The sequence below is a fragment of the Chachezhania sediminis genome, assembly GCF_009765275.1.
In the GTDB taxonomy this organism is placed as follows: domain Bacteria; phylum Pseudomonadota; class Alphaproteobacteria; order Rhodobacterales; family Rhodobacteraceae; genus Chachezhania; species Chachezhania sediminis.
Genome location: NZ_VOPH01000004.1, coordinates 60,753 through 80,100 on the forward strand (window position 1 = coordinate 60,753; position 19,348 = coordinate 80,100).

A 19,348-nucleotide genomic window follows, 5' to 3' on the forward strand; every position below is an offset into this window, starting at 1 on the left:
GGCGGGCGATGGCCTGACAGGACGGCCTTTGGGGCGGGCCGTCGATACCGGGATCGACACGGGGGATCGGGGATGACGGACTGTTTCATTCGCGGGGCGCAGACCATCCTGACGATGGATGACGAGCGTCATGAACTCGACGGCGCGGATATCCTGGTCCGCGACGGGGCTATTGCAGCCATAGGCCCGGGCCTGTCGCGCGATGTGGCCCGGGATCCGGGCTGGCAGGGCGAGACCATCGATGCCTCGGGCTGCGTGGTGACGCCGGGCCTCGTGAACACGCACCACCATCTGTACCAGTCGCTGACGCGTGCGGTGCCCGGCGGGCAGGATGCGTTGCTGTTCGGCTGGTTGCAGACGCTTTATCCGATCTGGGCGCGGTACGGGCCGGAGGAGCACTATATCTCGACCCTGACCGGGCTGGCGGAACTGGCGCTGACCGGGTGCACGCTGACATCCGACCATTGCTATGTCTTTCCGAACGGAGCGCGGCTGGACGACACGATCGCCGCCGCGTCCGAGATCGGGCTGCGCTTCCAGCCGACAAGGGGCGCGATGAGCATCGGGAAAAGCCTGGGCGGCCTGCCGCCCGACAGCCTGGTCGAGGACGAGAAGGCGATCCTGGAGGACTGCATCCGCGTGGTCGATACATTCCACGATGCGTCGGATGCGTCGATGGTCCGCGTGGGCCTGGCCCCCTGTTCGCCGTTTTCCGTCAGCCGGGAGCTGATGCGGGATGCGGCGCTGCTGGCGCGCGACAAGGGCGTGATGCTGCACACCCACCTGGCCGAGAACGACGAGGACGTGGCCTATTCGCTGGCCAATTTCGGCTGTCGACCCGGGCAATACGCCGAGGACCTGGGCTGGACCGGTCCCGATGTCTGGCATGCGCATTGCGTGAAGCTGGACCAGAGCGAGATCAACCTGTTCGGACGCACGTCGACCGGCGTGGCGCATTGCCCCTGTTCGAACTGCCGGCTGGGATCGGGCATCGCGCCGGTGGTGGCGATGCGCAAGGCGGGCGTGCCGGTGGGGCTGGGGGTCGACGGTTCGGCGTCCAACGACAGCGGCAACATGGTCGCCGAGGCACGGCAGGCGATGTTGTTGCAGCGCGTGGCGGGCGGGGCCGATGCGATGAGCGCGCGGGTCGCGCTGGAGATCGCGACGCGGGGTGGGGCCGACGTGCTGGGCCGGCGGGAATGCGGCCGGCTGGCGGTGGGCAAACGCGCGGACATCGCGATCTGGGACGTGTCGGGCATCGAATGCGCAGGCAGCTGGGACCCGGCGGCGATCCTGCTGGCGGGGCCTGCGAAGGTACGCGACCTTCTGGTCGAAGGCCGCCGCGTGGTCGAGAATGGCCGGCTGATCACGGTGGATCCGGTCCAGGTCGCGTCCCGCCAGCGGGCCGCGGTCAACCGGCTGCGGGGGTAGAGCGGGGTTTGTCCCGCCGTCCTGCCCCGCCGTTCGGAGCGGTGACAATGGCCTGGCCGTTGCACCGGGAACGGCAGGTGCAAGGCGCCACCCCGAGGATCAGCCTGACTTCCACGCCCGAAGACCGGGATTGGCAACCGGGGACGGCGGTGTGAACCCCGCCCTGTGCGGCTTGGATCTTGTGCCTGTGCGGATCCGTTCCGACGGGAGGGAGAGGGCGGACCGCCTCCGGCGGGAGTATTTGCGAAAGAGAAGAACAGGGGGGCGGGACAGGTCTGGGTACGCCCGGTGCCTTGAGGCGCAGGGCGCCGCTGCGGCGGTAGGGTGCATGGTCCCCACGCACCGTGACCTGACCGGAAGTCACCCTTCGAAGACCTGCCGGCGCCCGCCGATCCAGACTTCGCTGATTGCGCGGTCGTCGCCCATCATGATCGTCGGGAAGACGGCTTCCCAAAGGTCCTGTGCGCGGTCCGAGCGTTGCGCGATGGCGGGGGTGGAGGCGAGGTCCAGGACGACGATGTCGGCTTCGGCCCCTTCGGCCAGGTTGCCGATGGTGCCGCCCAGGCGCAGCGCCTCGGCAGAGCCCACCGTCGCCAGCCACAGGAGTTGCGCCGCATGAAGCGGCGTGCCGCGGAGCTGACCGACCTCATAAGCCGCGGCCATTGTCCTGAGCATCGAGAAGGACGAGCCGCCGCCAGTATCGGTGGCCAGGCCCACGGTCTGGCCTGCGGCCTTCAGCCCGGCCATGTCGAACAGGCCCGAACCGATGAAGGTATTCGAGGTGGGACAATGGACCACGGCTGCGCCGACCTCTCGCAACCGGTCGCGTTCGCGGTCTTCCAGGTGGATCGCGTGACCAAAGAGCCCGCCGGGTCGCAGCAGCCCGAACTGTTCATAGGTATCGAGGTAATCCCGGGCCTTGGGGTAAAGGCCCCTGACCCATTCGATCTCGTCCGTCTGCTCGCTCAGATGCGTCTGCATCGGGCAGTCGGGATGGGCGGCCCAGAGGGCGCCGAGCGCTTCCAGCTGTTCCGGCGTGGAGGTGGGCGAAAAGCGCGGCGTCACGGCATAGACCAGACGGTCCAGCCCATGCCAGCGTTCCAGCAGGGCCAGGCTGTCGTCATAGGCCGACTGCGCCGTGTCCCGCAGGCCGTCCGGCGCATTGCGGTCCATGCAGGTCTTGCCTGCGACGACACGCTGGCCGCGGGCCTGTGCCTCGGCGAAATAGGCGTCGACGCTTTCGGGATGGATCGTGCAGAAGGTGCAGATCGTGGTCGTGCCGTTCCTTGCCGTCAGGTCCAGGTGGAGCGCGGCGATGCCGGCGGCATAGGCCGGGTCGCCGAACCGCATTTCTTCCGGGAAGGTATAGCTGTTCAGCCAGTCGATCAGCCGCTTGCCCCAACTGGCGATGATCCCGGTCTGGGGATAATGGGCATGCGCGTCGATGAAGCCTGCCATCACCAGCTTCTGCCCGTGATCGACCTGCGCCGCACCGGGAAAGCGCGCCGTCAGCGCATCCAGCGCGCCCAGGGCGGCGATCCGGCCGCCGGTCACCGCCACGGCCTCGTCCAGCTGTACCGCCGCCTCGACCGGCATCGCGAAGGGGGAACCCGAAAAGGACAGCACCCGGCCGCTGATGATGGTTGTCTCGTTCACGTGCGCACTACCTTTTCTCTGGAACCCGCGCACGATAGGCCGTAGCCCGCGACCGGTAAACGCACCGATTGTCATTGTTTTGCATATGCTGTTTTCCCTAGGGTGCCGGCAATTCCGGCGCGGGCAGGCACACAGACGGATCCAGGAACGAAAGGGCAGGCGATGACGGATACTCCGGACCCCGAAACCGACGAATACCTGGGCGAAAGCGGCTATGCGCTGGACCCCCGGCGCACGGCGGCGATTCTGCTGGCGGTCGACAACGGGGACCGGCCGAAGCTGCTGGAGCTCTTGGAGCCGCTGCACGCCGCCGATATTGCCGACTTCCTGGAACAGACCACGCCCGGCGAACGCGCGCGGCTGATCGAGCTTCTGGGCGACGAGTTCGACGGCGACATCCTGTCGGAACTGGACGAGGGGATCCGGGAAGAGGTGATCGGCCTTCTGACGCCGACCGTCCTGGCCGAGGCCGTGCGCGAGCTGGACAGCGACGATGTCGTCGACCTGGTCGAGGACCTGTCGGAAAGCGATCAGGCCGCCATTCTGGACGCGCTGGAAGACAGCGACCGGATCGCGGTGCAGCAGTCGCTGTCCTATCCCGAATATTCCGCCGGCCGCCTGATGCAGCGCGAGGTGGTGATGGCCCCGGACCACTGGACCGTTGGCCAGGCAATAGACTTCATGCGCGCGTCCGAAGAGCTGCCGGACCAGTTCTATCACGTCGTGCTGGTCGACCCCCGGATGCACCCGGTGGCCAATGTCACTCTGGGCCGGATCATGAGCGCGCGGCGCGACGTGAAGCTGGCCGACATTGCCGAGGAGATGTTCCAGACGATCCCCGTCACGGAATACGAGGGCGAGGTCGCCTATGCCTTCAACCAGTATCACCTGATCTCGGCCCCCGTGGTGGACGCCGAAGGGCGGCTGGTGGGCGTGATCACCATCGACGACGCCATGGCCGTCCTGGACGAGGAGCACGAGGAGGACATCCTGCGCCTGGCCGGTGTCGGCGGCGACGGGTCCCTGTCGGAAGGGGTGCTGGAAACGTCGAAGACCCGCGTGCCCTGGCTGGCGGTGAACCTATGTTCGGCGATGCTGGCAGCGGCCGTGATCTCGATCTTCGAAGAGGCGATCGGTGCCATGGTGGCGCTGGCCGTGCTGATGCCGATCGTGGCGTCCATGGGGGGCAATGCCGGGACCCAGACGCTGACCGTGGCGGTGCGTGCGCTGGCGACGAAGGACCTGACCGGATCGAACGTGCTGCGCGTCATCCGGCGCGAGGCGCTGGTGGGTCTTCTGAACGGCCTGGTCTTCGCGACCGTGCTGGGCCTTGTCGGTGCGCTTCTTTTCGGCCGGCCGATGCTGGGGGTGGTCATCGCCTCGGCCCTGATCATAAACATGATCGTGGCGGGGCTGGCGGGAACCGTGGTGCCGGTCCTGCTGGAACGGTTCGGTGCCGACCCGGCCGTGGCCTCGGGCACCTTCGTGACGACGACGACGGATCTGGTCGGCTTCTTCTCGTTCCTGGGCCTGGCCTCGGTGGTGCTGCTGTGACCCTGGGCGAGGCGAAGGCGGCCGCCCGCAAGGCGGCCTTCGCCCGGCGGAAGGCGGCGTTCGAGGCACAGACAGGTGCTGTGTCGGCGCTGTTGTCGCAGGTGCTGTCAGAGTTCGCCGATCGCCCGCTGGCCGGCTACCTGCCGATCCGGTCCGAAATCGATCCGCGCCCGGCGATGGCGGCCCATGCAGGCCCGGTCGCCGTGCCCGTGATCAAAGGCAACGGGCGGCCCTTGCGTTTCAGCCGCTGGTCCGCCGACGGAGCGTTGGTCGACGGCCCTTTCGGTGCGCAGGTCCCGGCCGTGGACGACTGGATCGTTCCGGAGGTCCTGATCGTGCCGCTGGTGGCCTTCGACGCCACGGGCAATCGGCTGGGCTATGGCGGCGGCTTCTATGACCGCACGCTGGAGGCGCTGCGAGCTGGGGGCCCCGCGCTGGCCATCGGCTTTGCCTTCGATGCCCAGGAGGCTGAGACCCTGCCACTGGAACCCACGGACCAGCCCCTGGACATGATCGTGACCGAAAGCCGGGTGCTGCGGCCGTAGGTAGGCTGCGTGCTCTGCCCGCACCATGACCGCCAGCGGTGCGGGCAGGGCACGCACCCCAAGGGAGCCATGGATGCCGGGATTGCGGGCAGATGCGGCATTTCGGGCCGGTTGCCGAATTGACGCCCCTTCTTTGCCGCACCGTTACAGGCCTATGCTGCAATCGCGGCAATCGACGCCGCGATTTGGAGGTTCCTCTTGTGTTCGACCTGACCGGAAAGACCGCGCTTGTCGTGGGCATCGCCAACCAGCAGTCCATTGCCTATGGGTGCGCCAAGGCGCTGAAGGTGCAGGGGGCGCGGCTGGCAGTCACCTATCTGAACGAGAAGGCGGAACCCCATGTGCGCCCGCTGGCCGAGGAACTGGAGGCCGAGATCATCGCCCCCTTCGACGTCCGCAGCCCCGGGCAGGAGGAGGCGCTGTTCGACCAGATCGCGTCCCGCTTCGGGCGGCTCGACACGCTTTTGCATTCCATCGCCTTCGCGCCCAGGGACGACCTGCACGGCCGGGTGGTGGACTGTTCTGCCGAGGGGTTCGCGCAGGCCATGGATATCTCTGTCCATTCCTTCCTGCGGCTGATCCGGCGGTCGGAACCCCTGATGCGTGACGGGGGGTCCTGCATGACCGTGTCCTTCCAGGGCGCGGCCCGGGTCGAACTGGGCTACAACATGATGGGCCCGGTGAAGGCCGCGCTGGAAGCGGCGGTGCGGTACACCGCGGCAGAGCTGGGCCCCAAGGGCATCCGGGTCAACGCGCTGTCGCCCGGGCCACTTCGAACACGCGCGGCCTCGGGGCTTGCAGCCTTCGACGAACTGCTCGACGCCGCGGCGGCACGGGCACCCACCCATCACCTTGCCACCATCGAGGATTGCGGCGCCTATGCCGTGTTCCTGGCAAGCCCGGAGGCTGCCAACATCACCGGTGGCGTTCACATGATCGACGGGGGCTACGGAATCGTCGCCTGACGCCCGGTGGCCGCTGCCGCAAGACCGCGCGCGGGCTCAGCCACCCAGTATGGCGATCCAGAACCAGGCGGTGAAGATGGTGGCGCCGGTGGCGATCAGGACAGAGGACGCGGCCACACGTTGGCCGCGGGCATACATCGCGGCGAACAGGTAGGCGTTGAAGCCCGGCGCCATGCCGGCATTCAGCACGCCGGACCGGAACAGGTCCTGCGGCAGATGCGTCAGCGACCCAAGCAGGTAGACCAGCGCGGGGTGCAGCATCAGCGAACAGAAGCAGATGAAGGCGACCGTCCGCAGGTCGCCTTCCAGCTTGTAGCGGACAAGGATGCCCCCCAGCGCGAAGAGCGCGCCGGGCAGGGCGGCAGAGGCCACCAGTTGCAGGCCGTCGGTGAAGGCTACGGGCAGATGCAGGCCCGTCAGGTTTGCCGCAAAGCCCAGCACGATCCCGATGATCAGCGTGTTGGAAAACATCGCCTTCAGGATGCCCAGCACCATGCCCGGCCCGCCCTTGCCGCGGTTGCGCACGATTTCCATCGCAGTGATGCCGACGCCGTAGCAGAAGGGCGAATGGAAGGCGATGATGGCATAGTTGCCGACCAGGTTGTCCGGCCCGAAGGCGCGTTCCGTGATCGGCAGGCCCAGAAGGACCGAGTTCGAGAAGAGACAGCAGAACCCGATGGCGACGCTGTCTTCCCACGGGCGGTTGAACAGCACCCGGGCGCCGATCAGGCCCACGAAGAAACAGATGGTCGCCCCGGTATAGAAGCTGAACAGCAGCGCGGGGTTGAAACTGGTCGACAGGTCGAGGTTCGAGATCGCAAGGAACAGCAGGCAGGGGATACCGAAGCCCTGCGTGAACTTCATGATCCCGTCGATATGGGTTTCGCTCAGGAACCGGCTGCGGGCGACCGCATAGCCAAGGCCGATCACGACGAAGACCGGCAGGATGACGTCGATCAGGGCCTGCATGGGCCGCAGATCTTAGATGTCGGCATCGATGACCATTCCGTCAAAGGCCGCCGTGACATGATCGGGCGTGTCGCGGATCACCGCCTCGTAGTCCATGTCGATATGCATGTTGGTCAGGATCGCCCGGCGCGGCTGTGCCCGCGCGATCCATTCCAGCGCCATGTCCAGATGCGCGTGGGTCGGATGCGGCGTGCGGCGCAGGGCGTCGACGATCCAGACGTCCAGGTCCCGAAGCTCGTCCCAGGCCGGGTCATAGATTTCGACCGCGTCCGGCAGATAGGCCAGCCCGCCGATGCGGAAGCCCAGGGCGTCGATGCTGCCATGGCCCACCTTGAAGGGACGCAGCGGAATCGGGCCGCCGGGGCCGTCGATCTCGAACGGGCCCTTGATCGTGTGCAGGTTCAGGATCGGCGGATAGGGGGATCCTTCGGGCTGCACGAAGGCATAGCCGAAGCGTGACAGCAGGTCGTTCTGGGTATCGCCATCGGCCCAGACGGGCAGACGCTTGCGCATGTTGAAGACGATCATCCGCAGATCGTCGATGCCGTGGACATGATCGGCATGGGCATGGGTATAGACGACGCCGTCCAGCCGGCCCGTGCCCGTGGCCAGAAGCTGGTGCCGCATGTCCGGGCCAGTGTCGATCAGGACGGTGGTCGTGCCATTTGCGCCGATCCGTTCGACCAGCATGGCACAGCGGCTGCGGACGTTCTTTGGGTTCTCCGGATCGCAGTCGCCCCAGACGCCGCCCAGCCGGGGCACCCCGCCAGAGGACCCGCAGCCCAGGATGGTAAAGCGCAACCGGTCGCTCATGCCGCGGCCCCGTAGGCTGCGACCTTCGAGAAGAGGCGGTCGAAATTTTCCTGCGTCTGGGCGGCGAAGGCGGGATAGTCCATGCCGAAGGTCTCGGCGCCCACCTTGGCGGTCAGGGCGGTATAGGCCGGTTCGTTCCGCTTGCCGCGATGGGGCGGCGGCGCAAGATAGGGGCTGTCGGTTTCGACAAGGATCCGGTCGACGGGGGCCGAGGCAAAGATCTCGCGCACCTCCTTGGAACGCGGGAAGGCCGCGATGCCCGACATGGACAGGTAAAAGCCCAGGTCCAGCGCTGCCCGCGCCAGTTCGGGGCCCGAGCTGAAGCAGTGCATGACGCAGTTGTAGGCGCCGCCGTTGCGGTATTCGTCGGCCAGGATCGCCGCCATGTCTTCGTCCGCGTCGCGGGAATGGATGATCAGCGGCAGCCCGGTTTCCCGCGCCGCCGTGATGTGGGTGCGCAGCGAGACCTTCTGAATCTCGGCGCTTTCGGCGGTGTAATGGTAATCAAGGCCCGTCTCGCCGATGCCCACGAATTTCGGGTGCGCGTTCAGGCCCACCAGCGTGTCGACCGTGGTCAGCGGCTGTTCATGCGCGCTCATCGGGTGGATGCCGGCGGCATAGAAGACCGGGTCGTGGGCCTCGGCAATGGCGCGGACCTTGGGTTCGCGGTCCAGCTTGGTGCAGATCGTGACCATGCGCGTGACGCCCGCATCCAGGGCACGGGCCACCACATCGCCCAGTTCGCCGTCGAAATCCGGGAAATCCAGGTGGCAGTGGCTGTCGGTGATCTGGGGCACCGGGGTCCCGGCAGATGTGTCTGTTTGGGAAATCGGTGACTGGGACATTTCGCTTTGCGGATCGTTTACTCGGCAGCCGTCTGCTGTAACTGGAAGACCGTATCTAGGACTAGGGCCGCAGGGTCAAGATTGACCGCCCTTCCATGGCGGGCCCGGGCCGAAATCGCCGCAGCCGCAGCGGCCCAGCTTTGCCCTTTTGCGGGCGATGGCGCGAGCTTTGCCAACAATTGCGCCTCTCCCGGGCTGGCCTCGGGGCGCGGGGGTTCGCCCATGGCCCCGGTGCGGGCCAGCCGCGCCATGGCGATGTCCAGAAGGTCCAGCAGCAGGTCGAACTTTGCCCCCGCATCCCGCGCCGCGGCCATTTCTGCCAGCGCCAGAGCGCGTTGTCGGTCGAGCGAGGGGAGGGAGCCCAGAACCTCCATCAGCCGCGCGTAAAGCTCCAGCCCGCCGCCCGCCAGAAGGTCCAGCGCGGTGCCGGCGGACCCGCCGGCCAGGGCGGCCAGGGCCCCCGGGTCGCGCGGCATCTCGGCGCTCGCCTGTTCCAGGGCTGCGGCAAGGTTGTCGGGCGACAAAGGTTTGAGCCGCAGCGTCCGGCAGCGCGATCGGATCGTGGGCAACAGGCGCGAGGGCTGGTGCGCGATCAAGAGCAGGGTCGACCGTTTCGGCGGTTCCTCCAGCATCTTCAGAAGCGCGTTGGCGGCGCTGTCGTTCATCTCGTCCGCTGCATCGACGATCACGACCCGGTGCCCGCCATCCGCGGAACTGAGCCCGAAGAAGCGCGACAGTTTCCGCACGTCGTCCACCACGATCCGGTCACGCAGCCGGCCGGTGTCGGACAGCGTTCTGGTGATCGAGGTCACGCCCGGTTCCGCGCCCGCCAGCATCCGCCGCGCGACCGGATTTTCGGGCGGAATGTCCAGGCTTTGCGGCGGGGGCGGCGCAGCGAACAGGCCGTCATCCTGGGCCGGGGGCGTGGCGACCAGGAAGCGGGCGATGCGCCAGGCCAGCGTCGCCTTGCCAATGCCCTTCGGGCCCGTGATCAGCCAGGCATGGTGCATCCGGCCGGACTGGAACGCATCCAGGAACGCCGCTTCGGCCGCGTCCTGTCCAAAAAGACGAAGCGTTTCCCGCGGATGGGGCGCGCCCGGAACGCGGTCTGGGCCGGTATCGGTATCGTCGCTCATGCCGGGGCCTTCATGTCAGGGCCGTGCCGATGACGGCGCGGACGGCCCGGGCCACCGTTTCGACCGGACCGTCGCCGTCGACGACGCGAAAGCGGCCAGGGTGAGAGGCAGCCAGCTGCAGGAAGCCCGCACGCATCCGTTCCTGAAGGTCCAGCCCGAAGCCTTCGAAGCGGGTATCGCGGCCGTGCCGCCCCAGCGCGCGGGACAGGCCCGTGACAGGGTCCATGTCGATCAGGACGGTCAGGTCGGGTTCGCGCCCGATCATCAGGTCATGCAGCGCATCGACCTTGTCGCGCAGGTCGCCGCGGGACAGGCCCTGATAGACGCGGGTCGAGTCCGCGAAGCGGTCGCAGATCACGACCTGGCCCGCCGCCAGCGCGGGGCCGATGGTGCGTTCCATGTGGTCGCGGCGCGCGGCGGTGAACAGCAGGATTTCCGTTTCGGCCGACCAGCGATCCGGATCGCCGTTCAGGACAAGATTGCGGATCTCCTCGGCGCCGGGCGATCCGCCGGGCTCGCGCGTCAGCAGAACCGGACGACCCTCGGCCTCCAGCGTCTTGGCAAGGTGACGGGCCTGGGTCGACTTGCCCGACCCGTCGATCCCTTCGAACGATACGAAAAGCCCGGGTGACGTCACGTGGCGCCCTGCAGCGGCAGGCCGACCTTGGCCAGCAGCTTCCTGGCCGAAATCGCCAGCTTCGACACGAAGCCGGCCTTGGGCACGTCGGCGGCGGCGACCAGCGGGACCACCAGCGGCTCCATCTGCGCGCCCAGCGGCACGACCAGTTCGCCCAGAACCTGTCCCTTGGCGATCGGCGCCTGGACCGGTCCGTCATAACGGATCTCGGCGTCCAGCTTGTCCGGAACCGGGTAGGGCATCAGCGCCACCAGCGGTTTGTCGACGACCAGGTCTACCGATCGCCGCCGGCCGAGCCAGACGTCCGCGGTGCCGATCGTTTCACCGGCCTGGGCAAGGGTCTTGGAGGCAAAGCCGCGAAACGACCAGTCGAGGATCGCCGCCGCCTCCTCTCGCCGCTGCGCCTCGCTGTCCATCCCGGTCAGCACGAAGATCACCCGCCGCCCGTCGCGTTCGGCCGATCCCACCAGACCGTAGCCGGCTTCGGACGTGTGCCCGGTCTTCAGCCCGTCGGCGCCGCCGCCCAGCGCCAGCAGCGGGTTGCGGTTGTGGACATTGGCGGGTGCGCGGCCGTCGAAATCGTATTCCTTGATCGCGAAATAGGGATAGAAATCCGGGAAATCCGTGATCAGGTGGTTGGCGAGGATCCCAAGATCCCGCGCCGACATGTACTGCGCCGGGTCCGGCCAGCCATTGGAATTGGCAAAGTGCGAATTCGTCATCCCCAGGTCCTTGGCCCGCTGGGTCATCATCCGGGCAAAGCCGGCCTCGGACCCGTCCGGGCTCAGCGCCTCGGCGATCACGGCGGACGCGTCGTTGCCCGACAGCACGATGATCCCCTTCAGCAGATCGTCGACCTTCACCCGGTCGGTCGTGTCCAGGAACATTGTCGATCCGCCATAGGACATCGCGTGGCTGGAGACGGGCAGCGTTTCCTCCAGCGACAGGCGCCCGGTCTTGATCGCTTCCAGCGCCAGATAGATCGTCATCAGCTTCGACATCGAAGCCGGTGGCAGCGGCGCGTCGGCATTTTTGGCCAGAAGCACGGTGCCGGTATTGTGGTCCAGCACGAAGGCCGACCGTGCCGGCGTGTCATAGGCAAGCGCCGCACCGGCCCACAGGATCAGGGACGCGAGAAGGGCCGGAAGAAGGGCTGCGGGAGAGAACAATCGGGACATGGGCTCCTCAATGAGGCTTCGGTCGTTGGGATACAAGGTCGGGCGACAGAACGATAGCGGGCTGCAGGCTTTTGTGTCCTTCACCTCTGCGCGAATGGCAATGGGGCAGCAGCAAGGGACATCAGGTCGGTCCTGGCGCGGGTCGGCTCGGTCTCGTCCACGAGGCCGTCCAGCTGGTCGTCCGTCAGGTCCGGGATACCGGGTATTTCGGGCGGTCCGGGGATGTCGACCGGCTGTGCCGGCGCGCGCAGGGCGGTCACGTCCAGCACCGCCGGGTCGCCCGGGGGCATGCCGAGGTCCGAGGCCGCGTCGGATGAGATCTGGAGGCCCGTCCCACTGGTGCGCCGCAGCAGGGCGCCGGTGGTCGTGGCGCCGTTTTCGGTGTTGCGGATGATGGCGCGGCCGGGGGCGGTGACGGAAGGATGCGCCACCCAAGCCCCGCCCAGCGACGGGCGGCCATCCCAGATGCCGGCCTCGGTCACGTGAAAGTCTTCGGGGGCCTCGGTATCGCCCCCGGGCAAGGGGGCGTCATGGGGGCGGTCGGGTGCCGGGCTTGCGGCATCGCATCCGGTCAGGGCCAATCCGGTCGCGATGGTCGCGGCGATCCGGACCCATGCGGGCGAGCGGCCCATTTCTAGGCCCAGTGTCAGGGCCCGTGTCAGGCCCAATGTCAGGTCCGGTGCCGTGCCCGTCGCCGTTATGCCCTGTTGCGTGCCCATGGCCTACCTCGTCCGGTTTGCCGGTTCTTGGATGCGGCCGGGGGACGTCGATACCCCGGTCGCATGACGGCAGTGTAGCGCCCTGCCGAGGCCATGGAAAGCGCGGGGGTGCCCTCTAGATCCTGCTCTCCCGGATCGCCTGGATGCTGCGTTCGCGCCGGTCCAGCCACCAGCCGTACTGGTCGGGCCAGGTGCCGAAATCGTTCACGCCCATCTCGTAGGCCTGGTGCCTCAGCCAGAACGGATCGTAAAGCGCTTGCCGGCCGATGGCGATCAGGTCGGCCTGTCCGGCCTCCAGCGCCGCTTCGGCCTGGGGGCCGTCCAGGATCATGCCGACGCCCTGTGTGGCGATATCGACCTTGGTCCGGATCTCGGCCGAATAGTCCAGCTGGAAGCCCAATCCCAGCATCCGCCCGTCGGTGATCCGCGTCCGGCCCTGGTTTCCGCCCGATGAACAGTCGATCACGTCGACGCCCAGCGCCTTCAGCTCGCCCGCAAGGATGACGCTATCCGAAATCTCCCACCCGCCTTCGAACCCGTCGATGGAAGAGATGCGGAAGAACAGCGGCTTGCCGGCGGGCCAGACGCCGCGCACGGCCTCGGCCACTTCCAGCGCCAGCCGCATCCGGCCCTTCAGGTCGCCGCCATATGCATCGGTCCTGTCGTTCGACAGGGGCGACAGGAAGGTCTGAAGCAGATAGCCGTGGGCGCCGTGGATCTCGACGAAGTCGCAACCCAGCCGGTCGGCACGCGTTGCGGCATCGGCGAAGGCCTGGACCAGCAGGGCGATGTCGGTCCGGTCCATCTCCTTCGGCACCAGCCAGCCGTCGGACACGGGCATGGCGCTGGCGCCCTTGATCTCCCACGGCATGTCGCCGCGGGCGCGATCCTCGGCCCCCAGCGCGCCATTGCCGAACCAGGGCCGCTGCATGGACGCCTTGCGCCCGGCATGGGCCAGCTGGATCCCCGCCAGCGCCCCGCAGGAGCGGATGAAGTCGATGGCCGGGCGCAGCGCCTCGGCATGGGCATCGGACCACAGGCCGATATCGCCATGGGTGATCCGGCCTTCCGGCAGCACCGCCGCGGCCTCGGTCATCACTGCGCCGAACCCGCCCTTGGCCAGTCCGCCCAGGTGGACCAGGTGCCAGTCGCCGGCGAACCCGTCGGTTGCCGCGTACTGGCACATCGGTGCCACGGTCGCGCGGTTGGGAAAGGTCGTGTCGCGCAGGGTCAAAGGCTGGAACAGCAGCGGCAGGGAAACGGGTGACGCGGTCATGGCGGGGCGCTTTCGGTCTGGAAACGCCGCCACGCTGGCAGCTTGGGGACTGTCGCGCAAGGCTTGCGGACGGAAACGACACGTGCCCCGGCGCGGGCCGTACCGTCGGGCGGGACGTCGGGCGGGCAACGGTTTCCTAAACTATTTCCGGTATTGCCGTCAGGTAAATCCGTTGCAGGAAGGCCATCCTGCGCGGGAAATTCGCATGCGCACCAAATCGGAAGGCGCCCCAACGCACAGTTGCGTGTATGACGCTGCGCACCACCACCGGCACCGGCACGACCACGGACCCGAGCTGTATGAACACCACCGACCGCCGCGCGTTCCTGTTCGGACTCTCCGCCCTGCCACTGGCCGCGGCGATGGCACCGCGCGGGGCAGAGGCGGGTCTCTTGAAGTTCCGTCTGCTGCCCGAGGCCAGCTCGGTCGCCTTCTCGTTCAAGCTGGCCGGGATCCGGCGCACCGGCAAGATGCCGATCCGGACGGCCGAGATCGACATCGACCGGGGCGATCCACAGTATTCGACCGTCGACGTCACCGTCGATGCGGCACGGGCCTCGACGCGTCTGCCCTTCGTGGCCGAGGCGATGCGTTCGTTCAGCGTGCTGAACGTCGACCAGTTTCCCACGATCCACTTCGTTTCGACCCGGGTCCGGCCGGGCCCGTCGGGCATTCTGGCAGGTGGCGGAGAGATCGACGGCGACCTGACCATGCGCGGCATCACGCGGCCCGTGACCTTCGGCGTCAAGGTCGGCCCCGCGACGAAAGGCGACCAGATGGCAATGCAACTGATCGGCGATCTTTCCCGGTCGGCCTTCGGCGCCAGCGGCTTTTCCGAACTGGTCGGCGACAAGATCCAGCTGGACGTCATGGCGACGCTGGTCCCAGGCTGACCCGTGCCGGTTCAATGACGGCCCATTACCTGCGCCCCTATACCCGGCGTCCCGATACCCTGCGTCAACGGCGCGCGCTTTCCATGCCGCTTTCAACGGTCCGGCCAAAAGCGACCTGCAAGGTCGAAAAGCGGCGCGCTTTCGCGGCCGGCCCATTCTCTACCTCGGTCTCATGCGCCTTCTGATCACTCTTGCCGCCCTCTATATTTCCGTTGCCATGCTGCAGCTGTCGTCGGGCGGTGTCGCGCCGCTGGACGTGCTGTCCGGGATGGCGCTGGGCTTCACCTCGTCGCAGATCGGTCTTCTGGGATCGGCCCATTTCGTGGGCTTCTTCGTCGGCTGCTGGTGGGCGCCGCGGCTGATGGGGACCGTGGGCCATTCGCGCGCCTATTCCGTCTTCACCGCCACCGGGGCCATGGGACTTCTGGCCCATACGCTGACCCAGGATCCCACGGCCTGGGCCCTGTTGCGGGTGGCGTCGGGCATGTGTGTGGCGGGCTGCTATACCGTGATCGAGGCCTGGCTGAACACCTCGGTCACGAACGAGACGCGGGGCCGCGCCACCGGCACCTATCGCGTGGTCGACATGGGCGCCTCGATCGTGGCGCAGCTGATGATCGGCGTGCTGGAGCCTGCGGTCTATGTCTCCTACAACCTGCTGGCGCTTCTGTGCTGCGCGGCGCTTCTGCCGCTGGCACTGACCCGGCTGCCGCAACCGGCCACGACCCAGGCCTCGCGCCTGCGGCCCAACCTGGCCTGGGGGCGGTCGCCCCTGGCCGTGGCGGGGGTGATCGTATCGGGCCTGACGGCAGCTGGCTTCCGGATGGTTGGCCCCCTCTACGGGACCGAGGTGGGCCTGAGGGCCGAGGATGTCGGCCTGTTCCTGGCGGCCTGGGTCCTGGGCGGTGCGCTGGCGCAGTACCCCGCGGGCTGGGCGGCCGACAAATACGACCGGCGCTGGGTGCTGATCGGCTTTTCGGTCCTGTCGGTCGTGGCCTCTGCCGCGATGATGATCTTCCAGGACACGGGCCAGGTGGGGGTCATGATCTCGGCCATGTTCTTCGGGCTGTCGACCTTCCCGATCTATTCCATCGCCACCGCCCACGCCCACGACTTTGCCGAGGATCACGAACGGGCCGAACTGTCGGCGGCGCTGATGTTCTTCTATGCCGTGGGCGCCATCGCCAGCCCGCTGCTGGGCGCGCTGCTGATCGAACGGTTCGGGCCGGCGGCGCTGTTCATCTTCCTTGGCGCGGGGCACGTGGTGCTGATCCTGTTCTCGGTCCTCAGGATGCGCGCGCGGCCTTCTGCGCCGACGCGGACACGCTACATCTACACCCCGCGGACCACCTTCCTGATCGGCCGGCTGCTGGCCGACCGGCGCACGATGCGGTCCGGCGGCCGCAAGCCGGGCAGGGGCGAGGCGGAAGAGGACAGCATCGGGGGGTGACGCGCCCGGGGGCTTGCGCTATGACCCGCGCGCAATCTTCGCGGGATGGTCCTCATGGCACGCATATTAATCACATCCGCGATCCCTTACATCAACGGGATCAAGCACCTGGGCAACCTGGTCGGCTCGCAGCTGCCGGCAGACCTCTTTGCCCGGTACATGCGGATGCGCGGGCACGAGGTCCTGTTCCTCTGCGCGACCGATGAACATGGCACGCCGGCCGAACTGGCCGCGGCCAAGGCGGGCAAGCCGGTCGAACAGTACTGTGCCGAAATGCACGAGGTGCAAGCGGGCCTGGCCCGGGGCTTCGGGCTGAGCTTCGACCATTTCGGTCGCTCGTCTTCGCCCCAGAACCACAAACTGACGCAGCATTTCGCCGGCAAGCTGGACGAGGCGGGCCTGATCCGCGAGGTGACGGAACGCCAGTTCTATTCGCCGACAGACGGACGCTTCCTGCCCGACCGCTATATCGAAGGGACGTGCCCCAACTGCGGCTACGACCGCGCCCGCGGCGACCAGTGCGAGAACTGCACCAAGCAATTGGACCCGACCGACCTGATCGATCCGCGAAGCGCCGTGTCGGGTGCCACGGACCTGGAACTGCGGGATTCCAAGCACCTGTATTTGCGCCAGTCGGCGATGAAGGACGACCTGGACGCATGGATCACGTCGAAGACCGACTGGCCGGTGTTGACCACGTCCATTGCCAAGAAATGGCTGCATGACGGCGACGGGCTGCAGGACCGGGGCATCACCCGCGACCTGAGCTGGGGCGTGCCGGTGATGAAGGGCGACGCGCCCTGGCCGGGGATGGAAGGCAAGGTCTTTTATGTCTGGTTCGATGCGCCCATCGAATACATCGCCTGTTCCCTGGAATGGGCCGAAGCACAGGGCCTGGGCGACGATGCCTGGGAACGCTGGTGGCGGACCGACAAGGGCGCGGACGACGTCCGCTATGTCCAGTTCATGGGCAAGGACAACGTGCCCTTCCACACGCTGGGCTTCCCGGTCACGATCCTGGGCTCGGGCGAGCCCTGGAAGCTGGTCGATCACCTGAAGTCGTTCAACTACCTGAACTATGACGGCGGGCAGTTTTCCACCTCGCAGGGGCGGGGCGTGTTCATGGACCAGGCTCTGGCGATCCTGCCGTCGGACTATTGGCGCTGGTGGCTGCTGAGCCACGCACCGGAAAGTTCCGACAGCGAGTTCACGTGGGAGAACTTCCAGGTCTCGGTCAACAAGGACCTGGCGGATGTGCTGGGCAATTTCGTCAGCCGGATCACCAAGTTCTGCCGGTCCAAGTTCGGCGAGGCGCTGCCCGAGGGCGGCGCCCCGGGCGAGCGCGAGGCGGCGTTGGCGGCAGAGCTGCAGACGCGGCTTCAGGCCTACGAGGGCTTCATGGAAGCGATGGAGGTCCGCAAGGCCGCGGCCGAACTGCGCGCGATCTGGGTCGCGGGCAACGAATACGCGCAATCAGCGGCCCCCTGGACGACCTTCAAGACCGACCCCGAGATGGCGGCGATGCAGGTCCGGACGGGGCTGAACCTGATCCGGCTCTACGCGGTCCTCAGCGCGCCGTTCATTCCCGACACCGGGGCCCGGATGCTGGAAGCGATGGGCTGCGAGGACGCGGGCTGGCCGACGGATGTGGCCGAGGCCCTGAATGCCCTGCCGGTGGGCCATGGCTTTACGGTGCCGGATGTGCTGTTCGCCAAGATTTCTGACGAGGACCGCGAAGGCTGGCAGGCGCAGTTTGCCGGCCAGCGGAAGGACTGAATTCAAAAGGGTTGCGCCGCGCAAGCGCGTCGCCCGGGGCGCGGCCGGCTGACGCCGGCCGCGCCCCTTGCCGTTCCGGAGGGACGAAGATGGTAGATGAGGTGTTGAAGGTCGTGATCGGCCCGGGCACCCCGGCGGATGCGGCGGCCCTGGCCCGGCTGCATGTCGAGGTCTGGCGCGAGACGTATCGAGACCTGGCCCCGGCCGAGGCCCACACCCTTCTGGACGAGGCCCGGCGTCTGCCGTACTGGACGCAGGTTCTGGACGCGGACGATGCCCTGACAGGGGTGCTGATCGCGCGGTCGGGGGCAGAGTTGGCCGGCGTCGCAAGCTTCGGTCCGGCGGGCCATCCGGCGCTGGAGAGCGCGGCGGAGATCAAGCATCTCTATGTGCGGGGGACGGCGCGGGGTGCCGGTCTGGGCGCCAGGCTTCTGGTCGCGGCGCTGGACTGGCTGCGGAGGCTGGGTTGCCGGGACGCGGCCCTGGCCGTGGTGCGCGAGAACGTCGCCGCGCGGCGGTTCTACCAGGCGATGGGCGGCACGGAGATCGGCGGCTTCACCGATCCGGGGCCGCTGTGGCGGTCGTCGAATATCGTGGTGAAATGGGACCTTGCCGGGACGGACGGCTGACTGCCAGAGGGTGGCAGCCGGGGGGTGACGGCCGATATCTGACGCTGGGATTGCGCCGCGCCTTGCGCGCGTCGCCCGGGGGGGGCGCGTCCGGCTGACGCCGGCCGCGCGGGCCATTGGCGAGCGTCGTTCCGATCAGCCTTCCAGCGCGGTGATCATGTCGACGCGGGTGGCATGGCGGCCGCCTTCGAATTCCGCATCGAGGAAGGCATCGACGATATCCAGCGCCAGGCCTTCGCCCACGACCCGGGCGCCGATCGACAGCATGTTGGCGTCGTTGTGCTGGCGGATCATCCGGGCGGAAAACGCTTCGGAACAGACGCCGCAGCGGATGCCGGGGACCTTGTTCGCGGCCATCATGATGCCCTGGCCGGTGCCGCAGAGGATGATGCCGAGCGCGCAGTCGCCGGAGGCCACCATGCGGGCCGCGGCCTCGCCATGTTTGGGGTAATGCGTGCTCTCGGTCGTGGTCGGGCCGATATCGACGGCGGTCCAGCCGCGTTCGGCGATATGCCTGGCGATGGCCTGCCGCAGGTCGATGGCGGCGTGGTCGCTGGAAAGGACGATGCGCTTGGGGTCGGTCATTGGGGGCGTCCTGTGGCTGTGTCAGTGGGATCGGGGTGAGGCGGGCATACGCGAAGGCCGGGCGGTGCGCCAGAGCGGGCGATGGTCCCTTCATCGGTCGCATGAGCGATGGCGCGCAACAGTCCGGACCGGATCCTGGCTGTGAACCAGCCAGCGGCGGGGGTGCTCGAAGCTGCAATTCGCCGGAATTCTATCTCGCCGAAGTCTGCCAAGGTCCGCTATGCGGGACCAAGCTGCCGTTCGCATTGCTGCGTCGAATGGCGGGTTTTGGATAAAAGCAGGAATTCCAGC

18 protein-coding genes are annotated in these 19,348 nt (G+C 67.6%); 8 read left to right on the forward strand and 10 right to left on the reverse strand.

The window, feature by feature from the left end; all coding sequences use genetic code 11:
* Positions 1-72 precede the first annotated feature (72 nt).
* Positions 73-1,431, forward strand: coding sequence for an 8-oxoguanine deaminase (locus FQK05_RS13845; RefSeq protein WP_158967802.1), 1,359 nt, complete (start codon positions 73-75; stop codon positions 1,429-1,431).
* A gap of 360 nt (positions 1,432-1,791) precedes the next feature.
* On the opposite strand, the gene guaD is transcribed toward FQK05_RS13845, so the two are convergent.
* Complete coding sequence (gene guaD, locus FQK05_RS13850; RefSeq protein ID WP_233270507.1) at positions 1,792-3,087, reverse strand: guanine deaminase; 1,296 nt, start codon at positions 3,085-3,087, stop codon at positions 1,792-1,794.
* Positions 3,088-3,249: 162 nt separating this feature from the next.
* Between guaD and mgtE the strand changes: the two genes are divergently transcribed.
* From mgtE to fabI, 3 genes are all read left to right on the forward strand, one after another.
* Positions 3,250-4,641 (forward strand): magnesium transporter, encoded by a 1,392-nt coding sequence (mgtE, locus tag FQK05_RS13855; RefSeq protein WP_158967806.1) that lies wholly within the window; start codon positions 3,250-3,252, stop codon positions 4,639-4,641.
* Complete coding sequence (locus FQK05_RS13860) at positions 4,638-5,186, forward strand: 5-formyltetrahydrofolate cyclo-ligase (RefSeq protein WP_158967808.1); 549 nt, start codon at positions 4,638-4,640, stop codon at positions 5,184-5,186. Before mgtE ends, FQK05_RS13860 begins: the two co-directional genes overlap by 4 nt.
* A 200-nt stretch (positions 5,187-5,386) precedes the next feature.
* Positions 5,387-6,151 carry an enoyl-ACP reductase FabI gene (gene fabI / locus FQK05_RS13865; protein ID WP_158967810.1) on the forward strand — a complete coding sequence of 255 codons (765 nt, stop codon included), beginning with the start codon at positions 5,387-5,389 and terminating at the stop codon, positions 6,149-6,151.
* Positions 6,152-6,187: 36 nt separating this feature from the next.
* Here fabI and FQK05_RS13870 read toward each other — a convergent pair whose 3' ends face one another.
* From FQK05_RS13870 to FQK05_RS13905, 8 genes are all read right to left on the reverse strand, one after another.
* Complete coding sequence (locus FQK05_RS13870) at positions 6,188-7,120, reverse strand: AEC family transporter (protein WP_158967812.1); 933 nt, start codon at positions 7,118-7,120, stop codon at positions 6,188-6,190.
* 12 nt (positions 7,121-7,132) lie between these two features.
* Entirely contained in the window at positions 7,133-7,933 is an 801-nt protein-coding gene (locus tag FQK05_RS13875) for an MBL fold metallo-hydrolase (RefSeq protein ID WP_158967814.1), read from the reverse strand.
* Positions 7,930-8,778 (reverse strand): TatD family hydrolase, encoded by an 849-nt coding sequence (locus FQK05_RS13880; RefSeq protein WP_158967816.1) that lies wholly within the window; start codon positions 8,776-8,778, stop codon positions 7,930-7,932. The genes FQK05_RS13875 and FQK05_RS13880 overlap by 4 nt, the downstream gene beginning before the upstream one ends.
* 17 nt (positions 8,779-8,795) lie before the next feature.
* Entirely contained in the window at positions 8,796-9,914 is a 1,119-nt protein-coding gene (locus FQK05_RS13885) for a DNA polymerase III subunit delta' (RefSeq protein WP_158967818.1), read from the reverse strand.
* 10 nt (positions 9,915-9,924) lie between these two features.
* Entirely contained in the window at positions 9,925-10,551 is a 627-nt protein-coding gene (tmk, locus tag FQK05_RS13890) for a dTMP kinase (RefSeq protein WP_158967820.1), read from the reverse strand.
* Positions 10,548-11,729, reverse strand: coding sequence for a D-alanyl-D-alanine carboxypeptidase family protein (locus FQK05_RS13895; protein ID WP_158967821.1), 1,182 nt, complete (start codon positions 11,727-11,729; stop codon positions 10,548-10,550). Before FQK05_RS13895 ends, tmk begins: the two co-directional genes overlap by 4 nt.
* 80 nt (positions 11,730-11,809) lie before the next feature.
* The gene (locus tag FQK05_RS26410) at positions 11,810-12,448 is read right to left on the reverse strand and encodes a hypothetical protein (RefSeq protein WP_158967823.1); all 639 of its coding nucleotides are present in this window, start codon (positions 12,446-12,448) and stop codon (positions 11,810-11,812) included.
* A 115-nt stretch (positions 12,449-12,563) separates the two neighbouring features.
* Positions 12,564-13,724, reverse strand: coding sequence for an NADH:flavin oxidoreductase/NADH oxidase (locus FQK05_RS13905; RefSeq protein WP_158967825.1), 1,161 nt, complete (start codon positions 13,722-13,724; stop codon positions 12,564-12,566).
* Positions 13,725-14,023: 299 nt separating this feature from the next.
* Between FQK05_RS13905 and FQK05_RS13910 the strand changes: the two genes are divergently transcribed.
* The 4 genes from FQK05_RS13910 (at position 14,024) to FQK05_RS13925 (ending at position 18,472) form a co-directional block, all read left to right on the forward strand.
* Positions 14,024-14,617, forward strand: coding sequence for a YceI family protein (locus tag FQK05_RS13910; RefSeq protein WP_233270508.1), 594 nt, complete (start codon positions 14,024-14,026; stop codon positions 14,615-14,617).
* Positions 14,618-14,789: 172 nt separating this feature from the next.
* A complete protein-coding gene (locus FQK05_RS13915) occupies positions 14,790-16,067 on the forward strand; it encodes an MFS transporter (RefSeq protein WP_158967829.1) in 1,278 nt (425 codons plus the stop codon).
* Positions 16,068-16,121: 54 nt separating this feature from the next.
* Entirely contained in the window at positions 16,122-17,843 is a 1,722-nt protein-coding gene (gene metG, locus FQK05_RS13920) for a methionine--tRNA ligase (RefSeq protein WP_158967831.1), read from the forward strand.
* 89 nt (positions 17,844-17,932) lie between these two features.
* Positions 17,933-18,472 (forward strand): GNAT family N-acetyltransferase, encoded by a 540-nt coding sequence (locus FQK05_RS13925; RefSeq protein ID WP_158967833.1) that lies wholly within the window; start codon positions 17,933-17,935, stop codon positions 18,470-18,472.
* 135 nt (positions 18,473-18,607) lie between these two features.
* Here the strand turns inward: FQK05_RS13925 and rpiB are convergent, their stop codons facing one another.
* Positions 18,608-19,057, reverse strand: coding sequence for a ribose 5-phosphate isomerase B (gene rpiB, locus FQK05_RS13930; RefSeq protein ID WP_158967835.1), 450 nt, complete (start codon positions 19,055-19,057; stop codon positions 18,608-18,610).
* Between the last annotated feature and the right edge of the window lie 291 nt (positions 19,058-19,348).

Bases quoted from the DNA above. Each gene is read 5' to 3' on its own strand.
- FQK05_RS13845 (WP_158967802.1), top strand. From the start codon at position 73: ATGACGGACTGTTTCATTCGCGGGGCGCAGACCATCCTGACGATGGAT.
- mgtE (WP_158967806.1), top strand. From the start codon at position 3,250: ATGACGGATACTCCGGACCCCGAAACCGACGAATACCTGGGCGAAAGC.
- FQK05_RS13870 (WP_158967812.1), bottom strand. From the start codon at position 7,120: ATGCAGGCCCTGATCGACGTCATCCTGCCGGTCTTCGTCGTGATCGGC.
- FQK05_RS13875 (WP_158967814.1), bottom strand. From the start codon at position 7,933: ATGAGCGACCGGTTGCGCTTTACCATCCTGGGCTGCGGGTCCTCTGGC.
- FQK05_RS13880 (WP_158967816.1), bottom strand. From the start codon at position 8,778: ATGTCCCAGTCACCGATTTCCCAAACAGACACATCTGCCGGGACCCCG.
- FQK05_RS13885 (WP_158967818.1), bottom strand. From the start codon at position 9,914: ATGAGCGACGATACCGATACCGGCCCAGACCGCGTTCCGGGCGCGCCC.
- FQK05_RS13895 (WP_158967821.1), bottom strand. From the start codon at position 11,729: ATGTCCCGATTGTTCTCTCCCGCAGCCCTTCTTCCGGCCCTTCTCGCG.
- FQK05_RS26410 (WP_158967823.1), bottom strand. From the start codon at position 12,448: ATGGGCACGCAACAGGGCATAACGGCGACGGGCACGGCACCGGACCTG.
- FQK05_RS13905 (WP_158967825.1), bottom strand. From the start codon at position 13,724: ATGACCGCGTCACCCGTTTCCCTGCCGCTGCTGTTCCAGCCTTTGACC.
- FQK05_RS13910 (WP_233270508.1), top strand. From the start codon at position 14,024: ATGAACACCACCGACCGCCGCGCGTTCCTGTTCGGACTCTCCGCCCTG.
- FQK05_RS13915 (WP_158967829.1), top strand. From the start codon at position 14,790: ATGCGCCTTCTGATCACTCTTGCCGCCCTCTATATTTCCGTTGCCATG.
- metG (WP_158967831.1), top strand. From the start codon at position 16,122: ATGGCACGCATATTAATCACATCCGCGATCCCTTACATCAACGGGATC.
- FQK05_RS13925 (WP_158967833.1), top strand. From the start codon at position 17,933: ATGGTAGATGAGGTGTTGAAGGTCGTGATCGGCCCGGGCACCCCGGCG.
- rpiB (WP_158967835.1), bottom strand. From the start codon at position 19,057: ATGACCGACCCCAAGCGCATCGTCCTTTCCAGCGACCACGCCGCCATC.